Consider the following 19,688-nt stretch of genomic DNA (forward strand, 5'->3'; position numbering starts at 1 on the left):
GCTCGTATTCTCCCCTTGTCAACGCCGGCGCCCCGCCGGCCCATACACAAGGGAACCGGATCATGAGCACCATTTCTTCCTCCAAGGGCACCGCCGTCGTCACCGGCGCCTCCTCCGGCATCGGCGCCATCTACGCCGACCGCCTGGCCCGCCGCGGCTATGACCTCATCCTGGTGGCGCGCAACGCCGCCCGGCTGGAGAGCCACGCCCAGCGCCTGGCGGCCGAGACCGGGCGCAAAGTGGAGGTGCTGGCGGCCGACCTGACCAAGCCGGCCGACCTGCGCGCCGTCGAAGCCCGCCTGCGGGAAGACCGCAGCATCACCGCCCTCGTCAATAATGCCGGCGTGGGGGCAACCGCCCCGCTGCTGGAGGGCAACGTGGACGCCATGGAGGCGATGATCCAGTTGAACGTCACGGCCCTGACCCGCCTGACCTACGCCGCGGTCCCCGGTCTGGTGGCGCGGGGTGGCGGCCTGGTCATCAACATCGCCTCCGTCGTTGGCATCGTGCCGGAGCTGATGAACGGCACCTACGGCGGCACCAAGGCCTTCGTCGTGGCATTCACTCAATCTCTGCATCATGAGCTGGCGGGCAAGGGCCTCCGTGTCCAGGCCGTGCTGCCCGGGGCCACGCGGACGGAATTCTGGGACGTGGCCGGCGTGCCGGCCGACAACCTCCCGCAGGAATGGGTGATGTCGGCGGAGGAGATGGTGGATGCGTCCCTCGTCGGCCTGGACCAGGGCGAGCTGATCACCATCCCGGCCCTGCCTGACCCGGCCGACTGGCAGGCCTATGAAGACGCCCGCCAGAAGCTGAGGCCCAACCTGTCCCACTCCAGCGCCGCCGCCCGCCTGAAGCCGGCCGCGTAAGTTTAGCGTACGAAATGAAACGGGCCGCTCCATCGCCGGGGCGGCCCGTTTGTTCACACCTGAGGCATACTCAATAAACGGTCCCCGTTCCCGTCCCCATCTGCGTGCTCTGCTGTTGCGCCGCCGGGGTGGCCTGCACCCAGACGCTGCCGCCGTCGCCACCGTCCAGCACGCCTTCGCCGCCCTTGGGTTCCGTGCCGGGGATGAAGGCTTCCCAGATGGCCTTGCGGTCGCCGGGCTCGGCCAGGCGGCCGGTCTCGGGGTTCACGCGCACCAGGCGCACGCCGGGCGGCACGCGGAAGGGCAGCGAGGGCTTGTCGGCCAGCGCCGTCTCCATGAACTCCTTGAAGATGGGAACGGCCACCGAGGCGCCCGTCTCATGGTCGCCCAGGGAGCGCGGCTGGTCATAGCCGGTGAAAACGCCGAACACCAGATCGGGGGAGAAGCCAACGAACCAGGCGTCCTGGCTGTCGTTGGTGGTGCCGGTCTTGCCCGCCAGGGTCTTGCCCAGCACGCGCAGCGCCGCCGCCGTGCCGCGATCAACCACGCCCTGCAGGATGTTGACGATCTGGTAGACGGTGCGGGGATCCTCGATCTGCTCGCGCGTGTCGGGCACGTCCGGCACCGCGCCGACATCAGCGGTGGGGGCGATGGAGCCCGGCGTCAGCTGGCAGCCGTCGCAGGCGCGCTGGTCGTGGCGGTAGATGGTCTTGCCGGCGGCGTCCTGCACCCGGTCGACGAAGGTGGGGGTGATGCGCTTGCCGCCGTTGTCCAGCATGGCGTAGGCGGTGGTCAGCTTCAGCACCGTGGTCTCGCCAGCACCCAGGGCCATGGACAGTTCCGGCGCCAGGTGGTCGCTGATGCCGAACAGCTTGGCCTCGTTCACCACCGCCGGCATGCCGATGTTCTGCGCCAGGCGCACCGTCATGACGTTGCGCGACTTCTCGATGCCCACCCGCAGCGGCGTAGGGCCGTAGAACTGGTCGGTGTAGTTGCTGGGCCGCCACTTCTCCTGCCCCGCCCCCTGTTCCAGCGAGAAGGGCGCGTCCAGCACCAGGCTGGAGGGAGTGAAGCCCCGGTCCAGCGCCGCCAGGTAGACGAAGGGCTTGAAGGCGGAGCCCGGCTGGCGGTTGGCCTGCGTGGCACGGTTGAAGGCGCTGATGCGGGCGCTGAAGCCGCCGCTCATGGCCAGGACGCGGCCGGTGCGCGGGTCCATGGCCACCACGGCGCCTTGCAGCTCGGGAATCTGGCGCAGGGCGTAGACGCCGGGAATGGGCGCCGGCTCCTCCGCCTTCTGGCCCTTCGCCGCCGGCTTGGCCTCCGACATCGCGGCATCGACCATGATCAGGTCGCCGGGCGTCAGCGCGTTGGCCCGCTTGGCCCAGCGCACGTCGGCCGGCAGCAGCTTGCCCTGGCTGCCGTCCTTCAGGCCAATGGCGGCCTCTTCCCCATCGGCCTTCAGCACCACGGCCAGCTGCCAGCGTTCGCCACCGGCCGGAAGGGTCGCCTTGGCCAGCTGGTCCTGCCAGTTGGCCGGGCCGTCCAGATGGGCCACCGGGCCGCGCCAGCCCTTGCGGCGATCGAACGCCTCCAGCCCATGGCGCAGGGCCTCCACCGCCGCCTGCTGCAGCTTGGGATCCAGGGTGGTGCGGATGGACAGGCCGCCCTCATACAGCTTGGACTCGCCGTAGACCGACAACAGCTCGCGCCGAACCTCCTCCACGAAGTAGTCGGCATCGACCTGGCCCTCGGAATGGCGGTCGCGGAAGGTCAGGGGACGGCCTTGCGCCTCCTTGGCCTCGGCCGCGGTGATGTAGCCATCCTCCGCCATGCGGCCCAGCACGTAGTTGCGGCGGGCGATGGCGGCGTCATGGAAGCGGTCGCGGTAATAGCGATCCGGCGCCTTGGGCAGGCTGGCCAGGAAGGCCGCCTCATCCACCGTCAGCTCATCCAGCGACTTGTTGAAGTAGTTCAGGGCCGCGGCCGCCACGCCGAAGGCGCGGTTGCCCAGGAAAATCTCGTTCAGGTACAGCTCAAGGATGCGGTCCTTGGACAGGGCGTCCTCGATCCGGTAGGAGAGGATGGCCTCCTTGATCTTGCGGACATAGCTGACCTCGTTGTTCAGCAGGAACAGGCGCGTCACCTGCTGGGTGATGGTGCTGGCGCCGATGGGCCGCCGATCCTGCCCCACGCGCTCCACGTTGGTGGCCATGGCGCGGGCGATAGCCAGCCAGTCCACGCCGCCATGCTGGTAAAAGTTCTGGTCCTCGGCCGAGACGAAGGCCTGGCGCACGCGCTTGGGGATCAGGCTGATGGGCACGAACACGCGCCGCTCGGCCGCGAACTCCGCGATCAGGCGGCCGTCGCCGGCCTGCACCCGCGTGGCGGTGGGCGGCTGGTAGTCCACCAGCTGGTGATAGTCCGGCAGGTCGGCCGCGTAATGGCGATAGCCCAGGTAGAGGCCGACGCAGCCGGCGCCCGCCAGAATCAACAACACGACCAACAGCTTGACGAGAATGCGCATGGAACCGACCGACACCCGCAGGCGATAAGACCGAAAGACGGCGGCACCCTAGCAGGAAGCGCCCGCCCTGTCGCCGTCCGGGCGGCGGCGGCGCGCATGCCCCAGGCGCACGACTGGCGGCGACAGCCTGTCGCGCCGAGTGTGGCTTATTTGCGGGCCCTATTTGCGGGAGGCGGCCCGGCGCGGCCCAAAATAGCCGTCTATGGCACGCACCAGGTCGGCGGCGAAGCGGCGGCGGTGGCTGTCCGAGGCCAGCAGGCGGGCATCGGTGGGATGGGAGAGGTACCCCATCTCCACCAGAATGGCCGGTACGTCGGGCGCGGTCAGCACGGCGAAACCGGCGGAACGCAGGGGCGAGTTCAACAGCGCGATGTCGCGCCCCACCGATTCCACCACAAGATTGGCCAGGCGCCGGGACTGGTTGCGGGTGTCGCGCTGCGCCAGGTCGATCAGGATGCTGGCCACCTGCGCGCTCTGGTCCGCCAGGTCCATGCCGACGATGGCGTCGGACCGGTTTTCGCGCTGGGCCAGCATGTCGGCCTCGCGATCGGTGGCCTTGTCCGACAGAGTGTAGACCGACAGGCCACGCACCGGCCGTCCCACCACGATGTCGGCATGCAGGGAGATGAACAGGTCGGCACCCAGCGCCCGCGCCTTCCCGGGCCGCTCGCGCAGGGGGATGAAGACGTCGCTGTCCCGGGTCAGCGCCACGCGATAGCGGCCGGTGGCCTCCAGCGCGCGGGCCACCGCCCGGGCCATGGCCAGCGTGATGTCCTTCTCATAGGCGCCGGTGACGGATGTCGCCCCCGGATCATCGCCGCCGTGACCGGGATCCAGCACGATCAGGGGCGTGCGGTCGCGCAGGGTGGGCTTGGCACCCGGCGCCGGCGGCACCATCACCACCGGCCCCGCCTTGGGCAGGGGCGGCGGATCGGTCGGCAGGGCTGGCAAGGCGCCTACCCGGCTGGCGGCGGGCACCACGGCCGCCCCCACGGACGGTACGCCAGCAGGCGGCGCCTCCGGCAGGACGGCGACGGCCTTCTCCTCGGTGCGGGGCGCTGGCGGCACGGACGGGCCGGCGACGGCCGCCATCAGGCTGCCCAGGTCGCCGTGGGCCAGGTCCAGCACCAGGCGCGGCGGATGACCGTCACGCGCCGGCAGGAAATCGGCGTTGGCCACGCGCACCGGGCCGTCCGTCTCCAGCACCACCTGGGCCGACCCGGTCAGGCTGCTGGTCATGCGAACGGCCTTGACCAAGCCCCGGCCGGCCCCGGGCAGCGCCGCCTGCCAATTGACCGACGGCAGGTCGATGACCACCTGCGTCGGGCTGACCGAGGTGGCCACGCGGTAATCGGTGCGCTCGCTCATCTCCAGGACGAAGCGGGTCTCATCGCCCTGCAGACCCAGGCGCACGGCCAGCACCGCGCTGCGCTTGGGCGCGGATGGCACGCGCAGCACCTGCGCCTGCGCCACCTGGGCCTGGGCCATGTCGATGGTGCCCAGGCTGCCGGCGGAGACCGTCATGGGAATGACTGCGGATATCAGGCTGAGGGTGCCCGCCAGGGTCCCGGCCAGGGCCGCGCGCCGCGTCCCCCGGTGCCCCCAGAACAAACGGTGTCGACGCCCAAAGGCGGACAAGACACATCCCCCCGAAACAGAACGAGACGGGCTCAGCACCCGGCCTTATACCGCCCTTGAATCAACCGCTTCAAGCATGATCATGAGATCTTGTCTAAGAAACGACGGATAGGTGGCGCCGGAGGGGCGCCGGCACCGGCCCGGCGCCTGCTGCAAGCGGCACACGCGTCATGACCTGCCCCGTTTCCACCCCGAGGGGCACACTCCACGGGCTGTGATTCTTTCATTGTAGTATGGGCCACCCCGTGTTTATCTTGAATTCGCGACAACCAGTATCCTGGCCCGCCCCTCCCCGGGGCGGGGGCGTCGCCCCCGGGTTTCGTGCCGCAGCCAGCCAAGTCCGCTGTGATGCGATCCGTGGGTGTGACGCCTGGAAGGATGCTCGGTCCTGTGAAACCACGAAGCCGGCGCTGGCCCCTTTGAAAGTCTGGGCCGGCGCCAGGTCCCTGTCGCCCGCCCCCCCGCTGGCCGCTTCCTGGAAGCGCCGTTTCGGGGTGTTCTTTCCTTGGCGGCGATGGGGACCCGATGCTTCGGCACTAAACGGTGGCACACCGGTCAGCCCGTTCGTCGCGCGGGCCGGCCGTCTCTGTGCCATGAGGATAAAAAATGGCCAAGCGTATGCTTGTCGACGCCACGCATCCGGAGCAGACCCGGGTCGTCGTGGTCAATGGTAACAAGCTGGACGAGCTTGATTTCGAAATCGCCAGCCGGAAGCAGCTGAAGGGCAATATCTATCTTGCCAAGGTGATCCGGGTGGAGCCGTCGCTGCAGGCGGCTTTCGTGGAATACGGCGGCAACCGCCACGGCTTCCTCGCCTTCTCTGAAATCCATCCCGACTACTACCGCATCCCGGTCGCCGACCGCGAAGCCCTGCTGCGTGAGCAGGAGGAGCTGGAGCGCGAGCGCGAGGCGATGGAGCACGAGGAGGAGGAGGCCCTGCACGCGGCCGAGCATCCGCCCCTGCTGGAAGCCGGCGCCTCCGCCGTGAGCTATGAGGAAGGCGAGACCGCCCCCGCCGCCGCTTATGAAGCGGTGGCCGACGAGGTCGGCGCGCATGAGACCGTGGCCACCGACCTGGTGGTGCCGGAGGGTCATCCGGAAGACGCCTATGTGCCCCCGGCCCAGCCCCTGACCATCGAGCAGCCCTACATCACCGAGGAGCTGCCGGCGGAGCACGCCGCCACCGGCGACGCCGATGGCGAGACGGCCGAGTTCACCGAGGGCGCCGAATTCACCGAAGGCGACACCGAGGAAGACGCCGAAGACGGTGACGAGGGTGAAGAGGGCGAGGCCGCCGACGGTGAGGCGACCGAAGGCGAGAACGCCCGCCAGGGCGGCGATCGCCGCCGTCACCGCGGCCGCCGGGGCCGTCGCGGCCGTAACGATCGCGGCGGGGATCGCGCCCCGCAGGAGAACGGCCACCATGGCGAGGCCGCGCACGCCGACGAGGAGGGCGAGGAACGCCGCCGTCCGCGCTCGCTGCGCTCCTACAAGATTCAGGAAGTCATCCGCCGCCGGCAGATCCTGCTGGTGCAGGTGACGAAGGAAGAGCGCGGCACCAAGGGTGCGGCCCTGACCACCTACCTTTCCCTGCCCGGCCGCTACTGCGTCCTGATGCCCAACACTCCCCGGGGCGGCGGCATCAGCCGCAAGATCACCAACCCCCAGGATCGCAAGCGCCTGAAGGAGTTGCTGGAGGAGCTGGACATCCCGAAAGGCATGGCCGTCATCCTGCGCACCGCAGGCATGGAACGGTCCAAGCAGGAGATCAAGCGCGACCTCGAGTACCTGATGCGCCTGTGGGACAACATCCGCGAGCAGACCATGCAAGCGGTGGCTCCGGCGCTAATCTACGAGGAAGCGAACCTCATCAAGCGGTCCATCCGCGACCTGTACGCCAGCGACATCGACGAGGTGCATGTGGAGGGCGCTGCGGGCTACCGCACCGCCAAGGACTTCATGCGCATGCTGATGCCCAGCCACGCCAAGAAGATCCAGCCGTACACGGATGACATTCCGCTGTTCCACCGCTTCCAGGTGGAAAACCAGATCGACGCCATGTTCAACCCGGTGGTGCAGCTGCGCTCCGGTGGGTACATCGTCATCAACCAGACGGAAGCCCTGGTCGCCATCGACGTCAACTCCGGCCGCGCCACCAAGGAGCGGAACATCGAGGAGACGGCGCTGCGCACCAACCTGGAGGCCGCCGAGGAGGTGGCCCGCCAGCTGCGCCTGCGTGACCTGGCCGGCCTGATCGTCATCGACTTCATCGACATGGAGGACGGCCGCAACAACGCCGCCGTCGAGAAGCGCCTGAAGGAGGCGATGAAGGCCGACCGGGCGCGCATCCAGCTGGGCCGCATCTCGCCCTTCGGCCTGATGGAGCTGTCGCGCCAGCGACTGCGCCCGTCGCTGCAGGAAATCAACTTCGAGCGCTGCCCCCACTGCGAAGGCACCGGCATGGTGCGGTCGCTGGAAAGTGCCGCCCTGGCCGTCCTGCGCGCCATTGAGGATGAGGGCATCCGCCGCCGTTCCACCGAAATCACGGTGACGGCCGCCAGCTCGGTCACGCTGTACATCCTGAACCAGAAGCGCGACGCCTTGACGGCCATCGAGCGCCGCTATGGCCTGCGCGTCTTCCTCTCGACCGACGACAGCCTGGTACCGCCGGACCATCGTCTGGAACGCATCCGCGCCCGCACGGCCGCTGACGACCAGCCCGCCGCCGCCGTGAGCGCCGAGCGCATCTACGCCGAGACCGATCGTGCGCTGGAGCACGTGGACGAGGTGGAGGACGAGGTCACTGAAGACGAGGTCGAAGAGACCACGGCCGAAGCCGCCAACGGCGAAGGCAATGGCCATGACCGCCGCCGCCGCCGCCGCCGCCGCCGTGGCGGTGGTCAGGACCGGTACGAGGGCGCGCCGCAGGCCGTGGACGCGGCCGAGGAGGGTGAGCCCGTCGCCGAGGAGGCCGACCTGGCCGTTGGCGAGGATGCCGATGGCGAAGGTGCCGAATCTGTGGAAACGGCCGAGGGCGATGACGCCAATGGCGAGCGCAAGAAGCGCCGGCGCGGCAAGCGCGGCGGCCGCCGTCGCGGCCGTCACGGTGTCGAGGGCGCCGCCGAGGGTGAGGATCAAGAGGCTGGTGCCGAGGGCGAGGACTCTGTCGATGCCGAGGGCGTGACCATATCGCCCGAAGGCGAGGCCGTGCCTGTGCCCGCCACCGAGCCGGTGGAGACGATCCCCGCCGACGCCATCCCGGTGAACGCGCCGGCCGTCGAAGCTCCGGTGGCCGAGGCCGCCCCGGTCGAAGCGGCCCCCGCCGCCGAGCCGGTCGCGGAGGAGGTTCCGGCCAAGCCCAAGCGCGCCACCCGCAGCCGCAAAAAGGCCGCACCGGTGGCGGAGGAGGCTCCCGCCGCCGAGGTTCCGGTGGCTGAGGCTGCCCCGGTCGAAGCGGTCCCGGCCGCCGAGCCGGTCGCGGAGGAGGCTCCGGCCAAGCCCAAGCGCGCCACCCGCAGCCGCAAAAAGGCCGCCCCCGTGGACGCCCCGGCGGATGCTCTGGTCGCTGAGGCAGCCCCGGTCGAAGCGCCTGTAGCTGACGCGCCCATAGCCGACACGGCGGTGGCCGAGCCGGTGGTGGTGGAGCCCGCGGCCGAGGCCACGCCCGCCGAGACCGCCACCCCGGCAATCCACCCCTCGGTGGAGCTGAACCCGGTGGTGGAACAGCCCAAGAAGGGCTGGTGGAACCGTATCCTGAAGTAAGCCCCTGCTGGACAGAGGGCCTAGTGCCATAATCCTAAAAGAATCAGCCCTCCCGAACTGCGGTTCGGGAGGGTTTTTTCATGTACGATGTGTTTCAGTGAATGGCTCTCCCGTGTGAAGGCGACGGCGCCTTTGGGCACGATGTTCACTGAACGCCATCCCGCGACACGCCCTTCTCGCGGAAATCGCCCTTTTTAACGCTAGGTCGTCCTCATGCACACTGACACCGATGCCTTGATCCTGATTGATATTCAGAATGACTTCTGTCCCGGGGGCGCCCTGGCGGTTAAGGACGGCGACGCAGTGGTGGGGCCGGCCAACGACTTGGCGGCCCATTTCAACACCGTGATCCTGACCCAGGACTGGCATCCGGCCGGCCATCGCTCCTTCGCCAGCGCCCATCCCGGGCATCGGCCCTATGACATGGTGCAAATGCCCTACGGCCCGCAGATGCTCTGGCCCGACCATTGCGTCCAGGGCTCCGCCGGTGCTGCGTTCCACCCCGGGCTGGCGCCGGCGGTGGAGAAGGCGCAGCTGGTGGTGCGCAAGGGCTTCCGCCCCCACATCGACAGCTATTCCGCCTTTTTTGAGAACGACAGGGTGACGCCGACGGGCTTGGCCGGCGCCTTGCGGGAACGCGGCATCCACCGCGTCTACCTGGCCGGGCTGGCCACGGATTATTGCGTGGCCTACTCCGCCACCGACGCCGCCCGCCTGGGCTTCGAGGCCTTGATCGTGGAGGACGCCTGCCGCGCCATCGACCTGCACGGCTCGCTCACCGCCGCCCGCCGTGACTGGATGGCGGCCGGCGTGCGCAGCGTCAGCGTCGCCGACGTCCTGGCCCTGGGTACCCCGCTGGCTCCCCCTCTGGCCTCGGTGGCCTGACCAACCCATCCCTCACACGCCGCGAGACCCCGGGGGCGGCGCCGTTCAAGGCGCCCCGCCGCAGGGCACCCCTGCCCTATGCGGCCGGCGGGACAAGGCCGCCCTTGTTGACGCTGGCGGCAATCTGTAGCTTTCTGGCCCAAATGATCCGGACCGCCTTCGCCAGGCGGCGGCCCGGTCCATTTTTATGCCCTTCGTGCCCCGAGGTGATGGGTTTGCGCTACACCATCCTGATTTCCGTCCTGAACGAGCAGGGGAACATCCTGCCGCTGCTGGAAGAACTGCAAGCCGTCGCTCCCTACCCCGGGGACTATGAGGTTCTGTTCGTTGACGATGGCAGCACGGACGGCACGCCGGATGAGCTGCAGCAGGCCAAGGCCAAGTATCCTTTCGTGCGCGTCGTGCGCCACGGCAAGCGGGCGGGCAAAAGCCGCGCCATCCGCACGGGCTGCCATGCCGCCAAGACCGACTGGATCATGATGGTCGACGGCGACATGCAGAACGATCCTCGCGATATCGCGCCCATGCTGGCGGCGGTGGAACGGGACGCGGAGGTGAAGGTGGTGTGCGGCATCCGCCGCCGCCGCGACGACACCCTGGCCAAGAAGATCACCTCGCGCCTGGGCAACGGCATCCGCCGCGCCCTGCTGCGCGACGGATGCCCCGACACGGGCTGCGGCTTCAAGCTGGTCCACCGCGCGGCCATGCTGGAACTGCCGCAGTTCGACGCCGTGCACCGCTTCATCCCCACGGTCGCGACCTACAGCGGCTGGAAGATGGCCAACGTGCCCATCAATGACCGCAAGCGCCATGCCGGCCGGTCCAAGTACACCAACATCGGCCGCGCCTTCGTCGGCTTCTTCGACCTCTTGGGCATGCTGTGGATGCTGCGGCGGAACACCATGCCCGGCACGGTTCGGGAGGTCTGACCCATGGTGTGGGACCACATCGCCCAGTTCCTGATGCACTGGTGGCAGGAAGCGCTGGGCAAGAACGGCTGGATCGCGGCCTTCGGCCTGTTCGGCCAGGCCATGTTCATGTCGCGCTTCATCGTGCAGTGGATCTCCAGCGAGCGCGCCGGCCGCAGCGTCGTGCCCGTGACCTTCTGGTATTTCAGCCTGGCGGGCGGCGCCCTCGTGCTGCTGTACGGCCTGCTGAAGCCCGATCTGGTCATCATCATCGGCCAGCTGCCCGGCCTGGTGGTCTATGCCCGCAACCTGCACCTGATCCATAAGCACAAGCGCGCCGAAGCCGCCGCCGCGACCTGACGGGACGCCCGATCGATGAACGACACCTTCCGCCCCGCCGTCCTGCGGCCCGTGCACTATGTCATCCTGGCGCTGCTGGCGCTGGCGACCTTCCTGCCGGGCTTCACCACCATCCCCCCCTTCGACCGGGATGAGAGCCGCTTCGCCCAGGCGACGCGGCAGATGCTGGAAACCCGCGACTTCGTCTCCATCCGCTTCCAGGATGAGGCGCGCAACAAGAAGCCGGTGGGCATTCACTGGCTGCAGAGCGCCACGGTCACGGCGGTGCAGGCCGTCACCGGCGAGCATGACCCCGAGACCACGCCCATCTGGGCCTACCGCCTGCCCTCGCTAATCGGCGCCGTCGCCGCCGTGCTGCTGACCGCCTGGGCGGGTCAGCTGCTGTTCGGCGCCACCGCCGGCTTCGGCGCCGCCCTGCTGATGTCCGTCTGCGTCCTGCTGAGCGTCGAGGCGCGCATGGCCAAGACCGACGCCGTGCTGCTCGCCACCGTGGTGGCCGCCATGGGCGCGCTGGGCCGCATCTATCTGGACCGGCGCAAGCCCATGCCCCCCACCTGGGGCCTGACGCTGACCTTCTGGATCGCCCTGGGCGTGGGCATCCTGATCAAGGGGCCGGTCATCCTGCTGCCCGTGCTGGGCAGCATCATCACCCTGGGCTTCGCCGACCGCGACTGGTCCTGGCTGAAAAGCCTGCGCCCCTTGCCCGGCCTGGCCATCGTGCTGGCCATGGTGTTACCTTGGGCCATCCTGATCGCCATCGCCACCAAGGGGCAGTTCTTCGCCGACGCCATCGGGCACGAGTTCCTGGGAAAGGTGAATTCGGGCCAGGAGAAGCACGCCGGCCCGCCCGGCTACTATCTCATCACCTTCTGGCTCAGTTTCTGGCCGGGCAGCCTGCTGGTGGGCCTGGGCGCCGCCTGGGCCTGGCGCCGCCGCCATGACGACGCCGTGCGCTTCTGCCTCGCCTGGATCGTGCCCACCTGGCTGATCTTCGAGGCGGTGGCGACCAAGCTGCCCCACTACGTCCTGCCCACCTTCCCCGCCCTGGCCTTGCTGGGGATGGCGGCGCTGCTGTCGCGCATCGACGCCAAGGCGGCGGCCGAGAAGGCCGCCAACCGCAACGTCCCCCGGGAAGAGCGTGTCCGGCCCCCGCTGGCCGGCCGCATCGGCCGCTGGGCGGTCGTCATCCTTTATCTGATCATCACCGCCGCCCTGGCCGTGCTGGGTGCCGGCGCGCCGCTGCGGCTGGAGGGCACCAACCTACCGGCCGGCTTCGTCGCCGGCGGCCTGGCGCTGGCCACCGGCATCGCCTTCGTGGTGCTGGAGCGCATCGGTTGCCTGAAGCGGCTGACCCTGGGCGTCGCCGCGGGCGGCGCCCTCAGCATGATCTCCATCCTGGGGCTGGTCATGCCCAGCCTGAAGGCCATGTGGCTGAGCCCCACCATCGCCCAGGCCGTGGCCGACCACCGCCTGTGTCCCACCACCACGCTTGCCGCCGCCGGCTACACCGAGCCCAGCCTGGTTTTCCTGGCTGGCACCAAGACCAAGCTGGGTGAGCCCGACATGGTGGCCAACCACCTGGCCGACGATCCCGGTTGCGCCCTGGCGCTGGTGCGCGACAAGGAAGAGCCGGCCTTCGCCGCCCAGCTGGCCGCGCGCGGCCTGTCGCCGGAGCTGGTCAAGCACTTCCGGGGCTTCAACTATTCCCGGGGCAATTGGGCCAACCTGGCCCTGTACCGCGCCGGCGCCCCCCAGAACGCGCCAGCGGCGACCGAACCTGCGCCCCAGCCGCCGGCGGCGGACCAGCCAGCACAGGCGACGCCGCAGCCGTGAACCGCAGGACGTTGATGGCTTGGGCCGGCTTCCTGGTGCTGGAGGCCGGCCTGGTACTGTGGGTCGACCGGCCCTTCACCCGGTGGGCGGCCGATCTGCCGCCCTGGACCAGGGCTCTCAGCCATCACCTGACGCGGACGGGCGACAGCCTCTACAGCCTGGTGCCCCTGGGCCTGGCGGCCATCGCCCTGGTGACCGCCCGCGCCCAGGCGGAGGGGGCGCAACGCGAACGGCTGGGCCGCTGGCTGGGGGCCGTGGCCTTCGTGTTCCTGGCGGTCGCCCTCTCCGGCTTGGCGGTGGACGCCGTCAAGGCCGTGGTGGGCCGCCCCCGGCCGGTGGTGTTCCTGACCGAAGGCGCCATCTGGCCCCAGCCCTTCCACATGGGCTTCCGCTACTATTCCTTCCCTTCGGGCCACGCCGACACGCTGGTGGCGCTGGCCCTGTCGGTCGGCATCCTCTGGCCGCGCGGGCGCCTGGGGCTGTTGGCGCTGGCCTTGGCGCTGGCCACCACCCGGCTGTGGGTGGGCGCGCACTATCCGTCCGACGTGCTGGGGGGTGCGGCCATGGCAGTGCTGACCACCCGGCTTTTACGCGATAGCTTCACACGCCGCGGCTGGCTGCCGGCGCCGGATGGCGCTATGGTCCGGCCGCAAGAACCGTTTCAATCGTAACGATCCACTGGAGGACACCATGGCCGGCCGTATCGACGCCCGTCTGAAAGAACTCGCCATCGAACTGCCGACCCCGGCCATCCCGGTGGCGGCCTATGTGCCGGCCGTACGCACCGGCAACACCCTGTTCCTGTCCGGCCAGGTGACCTTCTGGAATGGGGAGCTGCGCTGCGTTGGCAAGCTGGGCGACAATTTCACCGTCGAGCAGGGGCAGGAAGCCGCCCGCCTGTGCGCGTTGAACCTGATCGCCCAGGCCAAGGCCGCCCTGGACGGCGACCTGGACCGCGTGGTGCGCGTGGTGAAGCTGGTGGGTTTCGTCAACTCCACCGCCGACTTCACCGACCAGCCCAAGGTCATCAACGGCGCCTCGGAAACCTTTGTGCAGGTCTTCGGCGACGCCGGCCGCCATGCCCGCTCCGCCGTCAGCGCCGCCTCGCTGCCCCTGGGCGTGGCCGTGGAAGTGGAAGCGATCCTGGAAGTGGCCTGAAGCCGCATACCTGTTCGCCCGCCCTTGTTAAATGCCCGTCGGCACCCGACTATTTACGTCGGGTGCCGGTAGAGCGGGATAGCGTGATGGCGGATGGAAGCAGCGACTGGACGACAGGTCTCAAGGTGGCCGTGGCGCCGCGCATCGGCGCGCTGGACGCGGCGGATTGGGACCGGCTCGCGGCCAATGACGCCTATCCCGGCCATCCCTTCACCCGCCATACCTTCCTGCGCATCCTGGAGGACAGCGGCTCCGTCGGGCGCAAGACCGGCTGGCTGCCGCAGCATCTGACGGTGCGCGACGCCCAGGGCCGGCTGGTGGGCGCGGCGCCCCTGTACCTGAAGTCCCATTCCTACGGCGAATACGTGTTCGACCAGGGCTGGGCCAACGCCTATGAGCGCGCCGGCGGGGAATATTACCCCAAGCTCCAGGTCTCGGTCCCCTTCACGCCCGTGACCGGGCCTCGCCTGATGGCGGATCCCGCCTGCCCCGATCCCGACGGCGTGCGCCGCTTGATGGTGGCGGCACTGCGCGCCGCGGCGGTCGACAACAAGCTGTCGTCCGTCCACGTAACCTTCCCCACCCCGGAAGACAGGACCGCGCTGACGGGCGCCGGCTGGCTGGACCGCCACGGCATCCAGTACCATTGGGAGAACCGCGGCTACCGCGACTTCGCCGACTTCCTCGGCGCCTTCAGCAGCCGCAAGCGCAAGGCAGTGCGCAAGGAACGCCAGGCCGTGGCCGACAGCGGTGTGGAGGTGCTGACCCTGACCGGCGCCGAGCTGCGGGAGGAGCACTGGGACGCCTTCTTCCGCCTGTACAACGCCACCAGCGACCGCAAGTGGGGCTGGGCCTACCTGACGGAGGACTTTTTTCACCGGCTGGGAGCGGAGATGGCGGACAGCGTCGTTCTGGTCATGGCCCGCGATCCCGCCCGACCGGATGCGAAAGGCCGCCCCAGCTGGGTGGGGGGTGCCCTGAACCTGATGGGCCATGACACCCTGTACGGCCGCAACTGGGGCTCGGCCGGGGACTACCCCTTTCTGCATTTCGAGGCCTGCTACTATCGCGCCATCGAGTTCGCCATCGCGCGCGGGCTGAAACGGGTGGAGGCCGGCGCGCAGGGGGAGCATAAGGTGCAGCGCGGCTATCTGCCCGTCACCACCCACAGCGCCCACTATATCGTCGATCCCGCCCTGCGCCGCGCCGTGGCCGATTTCGTGGAGCGGGAACGGGAGGGCGTGGCCGCCGACATCGAGACGCTGATGGCCGAAAGCCCCTACCGCCAGGGCGACGGCGGATCCGAATGAATCAGGTCCACCGGCTATCCGTGGGCGCCCACGGCCTGAGCGTGCTGGCCGCCGGGCCCGATCCGGTGGAGCAGGCCGCCAGGCCCATCATCATGGTGCACGGCACGCCGGGCAGCGCTGGCGGCTGGCGCTGGTTCCTGGGGCACGGGCCCCAGGGGGTGTCGCTGCTGGCGCCCGACCGGCCCGGCTTCGGCCGCAGCGAGCCGAAACAGGCGCTGATAGGGCTGAAGGCGCAGGCCGGGCGCCTGACGCCGCTGCTGTCGCTGAACCCGGCCAATCCGCCGGCCATCCTGGTAGGCCATTCCATGGGCGGTCCGGTCGTGGCCCGCCTGGCCCTGGAGCAGCCGCACCGCGTGGCGGCACTGGTGCTGGTCGCGACCTCCTTCGATCCGGACCTGGAACACCAGCACCCGCTGCAGCCCTGGGCGGACCGGGAGCCGTGGCGCCGCCTGCTGCCCCGCCCCCTGCGCAATGCCAACCGGGAATTGTTGACCATCGTGCCGGAACTGCGCGCCCTGGCGCGCGATCTGGGCCAGTTGCGCTGCCCCGTCGTCATCCTGCACGGCACCGCCGACCGGGAATCGCCCTATGGCAACGTCGCCTATCTGCAGCGCCACCTGACCCATGCCATGGTGGAGGTGCGCACGCTGGAGGGGGCCGGCCACTTCCTGCCCTGGACCCGGCGCCGGGACGTGCTGGCCGCCATCGAGCGGGCACGGGCGCTGTGCGCGGCGTGATCAGAAGGGCGCCCGGTCCAGCACGCCGAAAGCCAGGCTGAACAGCAGGGCCGCGTTCAGGAGCATGAGCGGCGGGGTGATCCAGGCGGCCAGGCCGGCGAACTGCCGCCCCACGGCGCGCCCCGCCACCGCCACAGTCACCAGGCTAGGCACAGTGCCGACGGCAAAGGCCGCCAGCACCAGGGCGCCACCTGCGGCGGAGCCGCTGCTGACCGCCACCGCCAGGGCGGCATAGACCATGCCGCACGGAATGAAGCCCAGCAGCACGCCCAGGAAATAGCCGTTGAGGCCGCGCGGGTCGGCGAAAAGGCCCCGCAGGGGCCGCGCCAGCAAGGCCGTCAGGCGGGCGGCCCCTGCCGTCCCCAGGCTGAATCGCCCCGCCGGAACCAGGCGCAACAGGCGCGGCGCCACCCGGCCCAGGCCCGCCAGTCCCTGGCGCAGGAACAGCAGCGCCGCGATGCCCAGGAACAGGGCCAGCAGCCAGCGATACTCCGTCGCCTGCACCACCAGGCCGGACAGGCCGCCCGCCACCGCGCCCAGGGCGGCGTAGGTGGTCAAGCGCCCCAGATGATATGGCAACAGCAAGGCGCCTCCGGCGCGGGCCAGCGCCGGACCGGACGCCTCACCCGCCGCCCCCACCTGGGCCAGCACGAAGGGGCCGCACATGCCCACGCAATGGCCGAAGCCACCGGTCAGGCCCGCCATGAACACGGCGGCCATCAGCGCGGGCAGGCTGAGGGGGGCAGATTGCAGCAGGGACAGATGGTCGTGCATCGGGCGATGTCCGGATCAGGATCTGCCTCCAGCCATAAACCATGCGCCGGCCGCATCACTTGATCCGGATCAGTCGTGCCGCCTTTTTATGGCGCGATCAGCCGCAGTTGCACCGCCACCGCGATGGCGTGGTACTTGCTGTGCACCCCCAGCTTGCGCATGGTGTTGGTCAGGTGGAATTCCACGGTACGGTCGGAAACACCCATGATGTCGGCCGTTTCTGCCCGTGTCTTGCCGCGGCAGGCCCACACCAGACATTCCCTCTCACGGTCCGTCAGCGAGGGCGGGACCAAGGGCGGCAACGCCGTTTCGCGGCGCAGGTTCAGCGCCCGCTCATGATAGAAGGAGCCGGCCAGCCGCAGCCAGGCGGGCCGGTGTTCCGGCCGGTCCAGCAGCTCCGGTTCCTGGCGCCAGAACAGGCTGATCAGGGCGGAGGCGGGGAAGCCGTGGCCATCCACCGCATGCAGCGGCAGCACGAAACCCTGGCGGTAACCGAAGTCGCGGGCGATATCCATGACCTGCCGCGCCCGGTTGCGCGCCCCCCGGCCGCCGCCCTTGGCCGGCCGGAATTCCGGGACATCGGCCCAGGTGAAGGGCGCGTTGGTGGTGGCCGCCCGGTTCACCACCGGGTCGTACCCCAGAAGATCCTCTGCCAAATAGGTCTCTAGAAAATCCGGTCGTAACGACGTCTGGTAGAACGGAACGGGTTCCTCGGCAATCGGCAGGCGCCGCACATCAACGTAGCTGGCGGCATCGAAGCCCAAATTGGCGACCTGCCTGTCCAGGGCGGTCTTCAAAGCGTCCAAGGTTCCGGCGGACGTGAAGGCCGACAACATCTCCTCAATCTTTTGCATGGCCATCTCTTCATCGCGGGTGGATGCCTCGACACGGCCGGCGCGAGGGGAATACCCCGGCATTTGCCCAGCTTTTTCGAAGCCCCTAACGATGTCGTACTGACCCCGGAAAAACGGGCGGAGTTGGACCATGTCATCGTTGCGCGTCGTGAGTTTTTCAGGACCGGACTCGCCGGAGCTGCTGGCCCAAGCCTGGCGGCTGCGGCACCGGGTTTTTCGTGAAGGCTTAGGCTGGGACGTGGCCTCGGTCGACCTGCTGGAGTTCGACGGATTCGACCGGAAGGCCTGGCACTGCGCGGCCCTGCAGGGGGGCCGCATGGTGGGCTATTGGCGGGCGCTGCCCACCACCGAACCCTATCTGCTGGAACGCGACTTTCCCATGTTGCTGGGGGATAGACCGGCCCCCCACGCCCCGGACGTGTGGGAAATCAGCCGCTTCGTCATTTGCCCCGACGTGGCCCATCGGCGTGACGTCGGCAAGGTGCTGGTGCAGGCCATCGGCGCCTTCGGCGTGGCGCGCGCTGCCACCCGCCTGATCGCGGTGGTGGAACCAGCCTTCGGCCGCTTTGTGCGCCTGTGCGGCCTGCCGGTGACGGAGGAGACCGCCCCCATCCATGTCGGCCAAGGCCACAAGGGCGATATCCATGCCGTGATCATCGCCCTGGATGTGCCGGCCTACGCTGGCAGCCCCTCATCCAGGATCACCGCCGGCGCCGATCCGCGCGCCGCCTGACGGAGACCAATCCATGAGCTTCATCACCACCCTGCGGCGCGCCCTGCTGGGCGATCTGCCCGATTTCGCCGCCGATCCCATCGGCTTCGTCGAGCGCCACGGCATCGGTGCCGATGCCCCTGTGGCCCTGCGCCTGGGCCCCAAGCCCGCCTTCCTGATCAGCCATCCGGCGGGCTTCCAGCGCGTGCTCGTGGAAAACCGTGACGCCTATGGCAAGGGGGCGGAACAGGCGCGCCTGCGCCCCCTGTTCGGCGAGGGCATGGTGACCGCCAGCGGCCCGCGCTGGGAAGCCGCGCGCCAGGCCGCCAAGGCCGCCTTTTCGCAAAGCCGCCTGAACCACGGGCTGGAGCTGGCCCTGTGCGTGCTGGCGCGGGAGGCGGCGGGCCTGGCACGGACCAGCGGGTCCGAGATCGACTTGCATGGCCTGATGGGCCGGCTGACCATGCGCATGGTGATCGCGGCCCTGTTCCATGAACGGCTGGAGGACGCGGCGGCCGCGGATGCCATCTACCGGGCGGGCTGCGTCGCCCATCGCCATCTCAGCCTGTCCATGTGGCGGCTGGTGGATCTGGATATGTACCTGCCCACGCGGGAAGGCCGGGCCTTCCGCGGCGCCATCGCGGAAATGGAGCGCCAGATCGCCGGCTTCGCCCAGGCCCCCAAGGGCTTCTTGGCGGCCTTGCACCCCCTGGTCGCGGAGTACGGCCCGGCGGTCATGCGGGACGAGGCTATCACCGCCCTGGTGGCGGGATTCGAAACCACGGCCACCGCCGGCTGCTGGCTGGCCTACGCCCTGGCCCGGCGACCGGATCTGGCCGCCTGGCTGCGGCAGGAGGTGGAGGAGAGGCTGCCCGCCGACGGGGAGCTGCGCCCCGGCCTACTGCGCGAGCTGCCCCGCACCCGCGCCCTGGTGCAGGAGGTGCTGCGCCTCTACCCCAGTGCCTGGTGGTTCGCCCGCACGGCCCTGGCCGACGACGTGGTGTCGGGCGTGGCCATTCCCAAGGGCGCCTCGATCCTGCTGTGCCCCTGGGCCCTGCACCGCCAGCCGGACCAGTGGGCGGACCCGCTGGACCTCAAGCCCGCCCGCTTCCTGGAAGGCCCGCAGCCGGACAAGTTCGCCTATGTGCCCTTCGGCGCCGGCCCGCGCACCTGTATCGGGGCACAGCTGGCGACGGCGGAGCTGACGGCCCTGGCCGCCATGCTGGTCACCACCTTCGACATCGAAGCGCTATCCGGGCCGCTGGCCGCCCAGGTGCCGGAGGGCGGCATCACCCTGGGCGCCCCCCGCGCCGGCATGAAGGTGCGCCTGTCGGTACGCGAGCCCCTGCGCAGGGTGGCCTGAT

At 69.6% G+C, this 19,688-nt stretch carries 16 protein-coding genes; 12 read left to right on the forward strand and 4 right to left on the reverse strand.

Annotated features, from left to right (window positions below; translation table 11 throughout):
* The first annotated feature begins 62 nt into the window (after positions 1-62).
* The gene (locus FBZ87_RS10085; protein WP_145610189.1) at positions 63-869 is read left to right on the forward strand and encodes an SDR family NAD(P)-dependent oxidoreductase; all 807 of its coding nucleotides are present in this window, start codon (positions 63-65) and stop codon (positions 867-869) included.
* A 70-nt stretch (positions 870-939) separates the two neighbouring features.
* On the opposite strand, the gene FBZ87_RS10090 is transcribed toward FBZ87_RS10085, so the two are convergent.
* Positions 940-3,393 (reverse strand): penicillin-binding protein 1A, encoded by a 2,454-nt coding sequence (locus FBZ87_RS10090; protein ID WP_246134327.1) that lies wholly within the window; start codon positions 3,391-3,393, stop codon positions 940-942.
* Between the two features lie 159 nt (positions 3,394-3,552).
* A complete protein-coding gene (locus tag FBZ87_RS10095; RefSeq protein WP_145610190.1) occupies positions 3,553-4,917 on the reverse strand; it encodes an N-acetylmuramoyl-L-alanine amidase in 1,365 nt (454 codons plus the stop codon).
* Positions 4,918-5,637: 720 nt separating this feature from the next.
* Here FBZ87_RS10095 and FBZ87_RS10100 point away from each other — a divergent pair.
* The 9 genes from FBZ87_RS10100 to FBZ87_RS10140 all read left to right on the forward strand — a co-directional run bounded on the left by FBZ87_RS10100 (position 5,638) and on the right by FBZ87_RS10140 (position 15,984).
* A complete protein-coding gene (locus FBZ87_RS10100; protein ID WP_145610191.1) occupies positions 5,638-8,793 on the forward strand; it encodes a ribonuclease E/G in 3,156 nt (1,051 codons plus the stop codon).
* A 213-nt stretch (positions 8,794-9,006) separates the two neighbouring features.
* Positions 9,007-9,678 carry a bifunctional nicotinamidase/pyrazinamidase gene (pncA, locus tag FBZ87_RS10105; protein ID WP_145610192.1) on the forward strand — a complete coding sequence of 224 codons (672 nt, stop codon included), beginning with the start codon at positions 9,007-9,009 and terminating at the stop codon, positions 9,676-9,678.
* 209 nt (positions 9,679-9,887) lie between these two features.
* Positions 9,888-10,607 (forward strand): glycosyltransferase family 2 protein, encoded by a 720-nt coding sequence (locus FBZ87_RS10110; protein WP_145610193.1) that lies wholly within the window; start codon positions 9,888-9,890, stop codon positions 10,605-10,607.
* 3 nt (positions 10,608-10,610) lie between these two features.
* Positions 10,611-10,946: a lipid-A-disaccharide synthase N-terminal domain-containing protein gene (locus FBZ87_RS10115; protein WP_145610194.1), complete on the forward strand. Its 336-nt coding sequence runs from the start codon at positions 10,611-10,613 to the stop codon at positions 10,944-10,946.
* A 15-nt stretch (positions 10,947-10,961) separates the two neighbouring features.
* A complete protein-coding gene (locus FBZ87_RS10120) occupies positions 10,962-12,779 on the forward strand; it encodes an ArnT family glycosyltransferase (protein ID WP_145610195.1) in 1,818 nt (605 codons plus the stop codon).
* Between the two features lie 14 nt (positions 12,780-12,793).
* The gene (locus FBZ87_RS10125) at positions 12,794-13,450 is read left to right on the forward strand and encodes a phosphatase PAP2 family protein (protein WP_145610196.1); all 657 of its coding nucleotides are present in this window, start codon (positions 12,794-12,796) and stop codon (positions 13,448-13,450) included.
* Between the two features lie 19 nt (positions 13,451-13,469).
* On the forward strand, positions 13,470-13,937 hold the full coding sequence (locus FBZ87_RS10130) for a RidA family protein (protein ID WP_088873137.1): 468 nt from the start codon (positions 13,470-13,472) through the stop codon (positions 13,935-13,937).
* Between the two features lie 86 nt (positions 13,938-14,023).
* Positions 14,024-15,247: a GNAT family N-acetyltransferase gene (locus FBZ87_RS10135; protein ID WP_145610197.1), complete on the forward strand. Its 1,224-nt coding sequence runs from the start codon at positions 14,024-14,026 to the stop codon at positions 15,245-15,247.
* Complete coding sequence (locus FBZ87_RS10140) at positions 15,244-15,984, forward strand: alpha/beta fold hydrolase (protein WP_145610198.1); 741 nt, start codon at positions 15,244-15,246, stop codon at positions 15,982-15,984. The genes FBZ87_RS10135 and FBZ87_RS10140 overlap by 4 nt, the downstream gene beginning before the upstream one ends.
* Here FBZ87_RS10140 and FBZ87_RS10145 read toward each other — a convergent pair whose 3' ends face one another.
* Positions 15,985-16,758: a sulfite exporter TauE/SafE family protein gene (locus FBZ87_RS10145; protein WP_145610199.1), complete on the reverse strand. Its 774-nt coding sequence runs from the start codon at positions 16,756-16,758 to the stop codon at positions 15,985-15,987.
* Between the two features lie 86 nt (positions 16,759-16,844).
* Positions 16,845-17,612, reverse strand: coding sequence for a LuxR family transcriptional regulator (locus FBZ87_RS10150; RefSeq protein WP_186454683.1), 768 nt, complete (start codon positions 17,610-17,612; stop codon positions 16,845-16,847).
* Positions 17,613-17,742: 130 nt separating this feature from the next.
* Here FBZ87_RS10150 and FBZ87_RS10155 point away from each other — a divergent pair, with 130 nt between their 5' ends.
* Together FBZ87_RS10155 and FBZ87_RS10160 are read left to right on the forward strand one after the other, a co-directional pair.
* The gene (locus tag FBZ87_RS10155) at positions 17,743-18,345 is read left to right on the forward strand and encodes an acyl-homoserine-lactone synthase (RefSeq protein ID WP_145610201.1); all 603 of its coding nucleotides are present in this window, start codon (positions 17,743-17,745) and stop codon (positions 18,343-18,345) included.
* A 13-nt stretch (positions 18,346-18,358) separates the two neighbouring features.
* Entirely contained in the window at positions 18,359-19,687 is a 1,329-nt protein-coding gene (locus FBZ87_RS10160) for a cytochrome P450 (RefSeq protein WP_186454684.1), read from the forward strand.
* Position 19,688 lies beyond the last annotated feature (1 nt).

The organism is Nitrospirillum amazonense (assembly GCF_007828035.1).
Lineage (GTDB): Bacteria > Pseudomonadota > Alphaproteobacteria > Azospirillales > Azospirillaceae > Nitrospirillum > Nitrospirillum amazonense.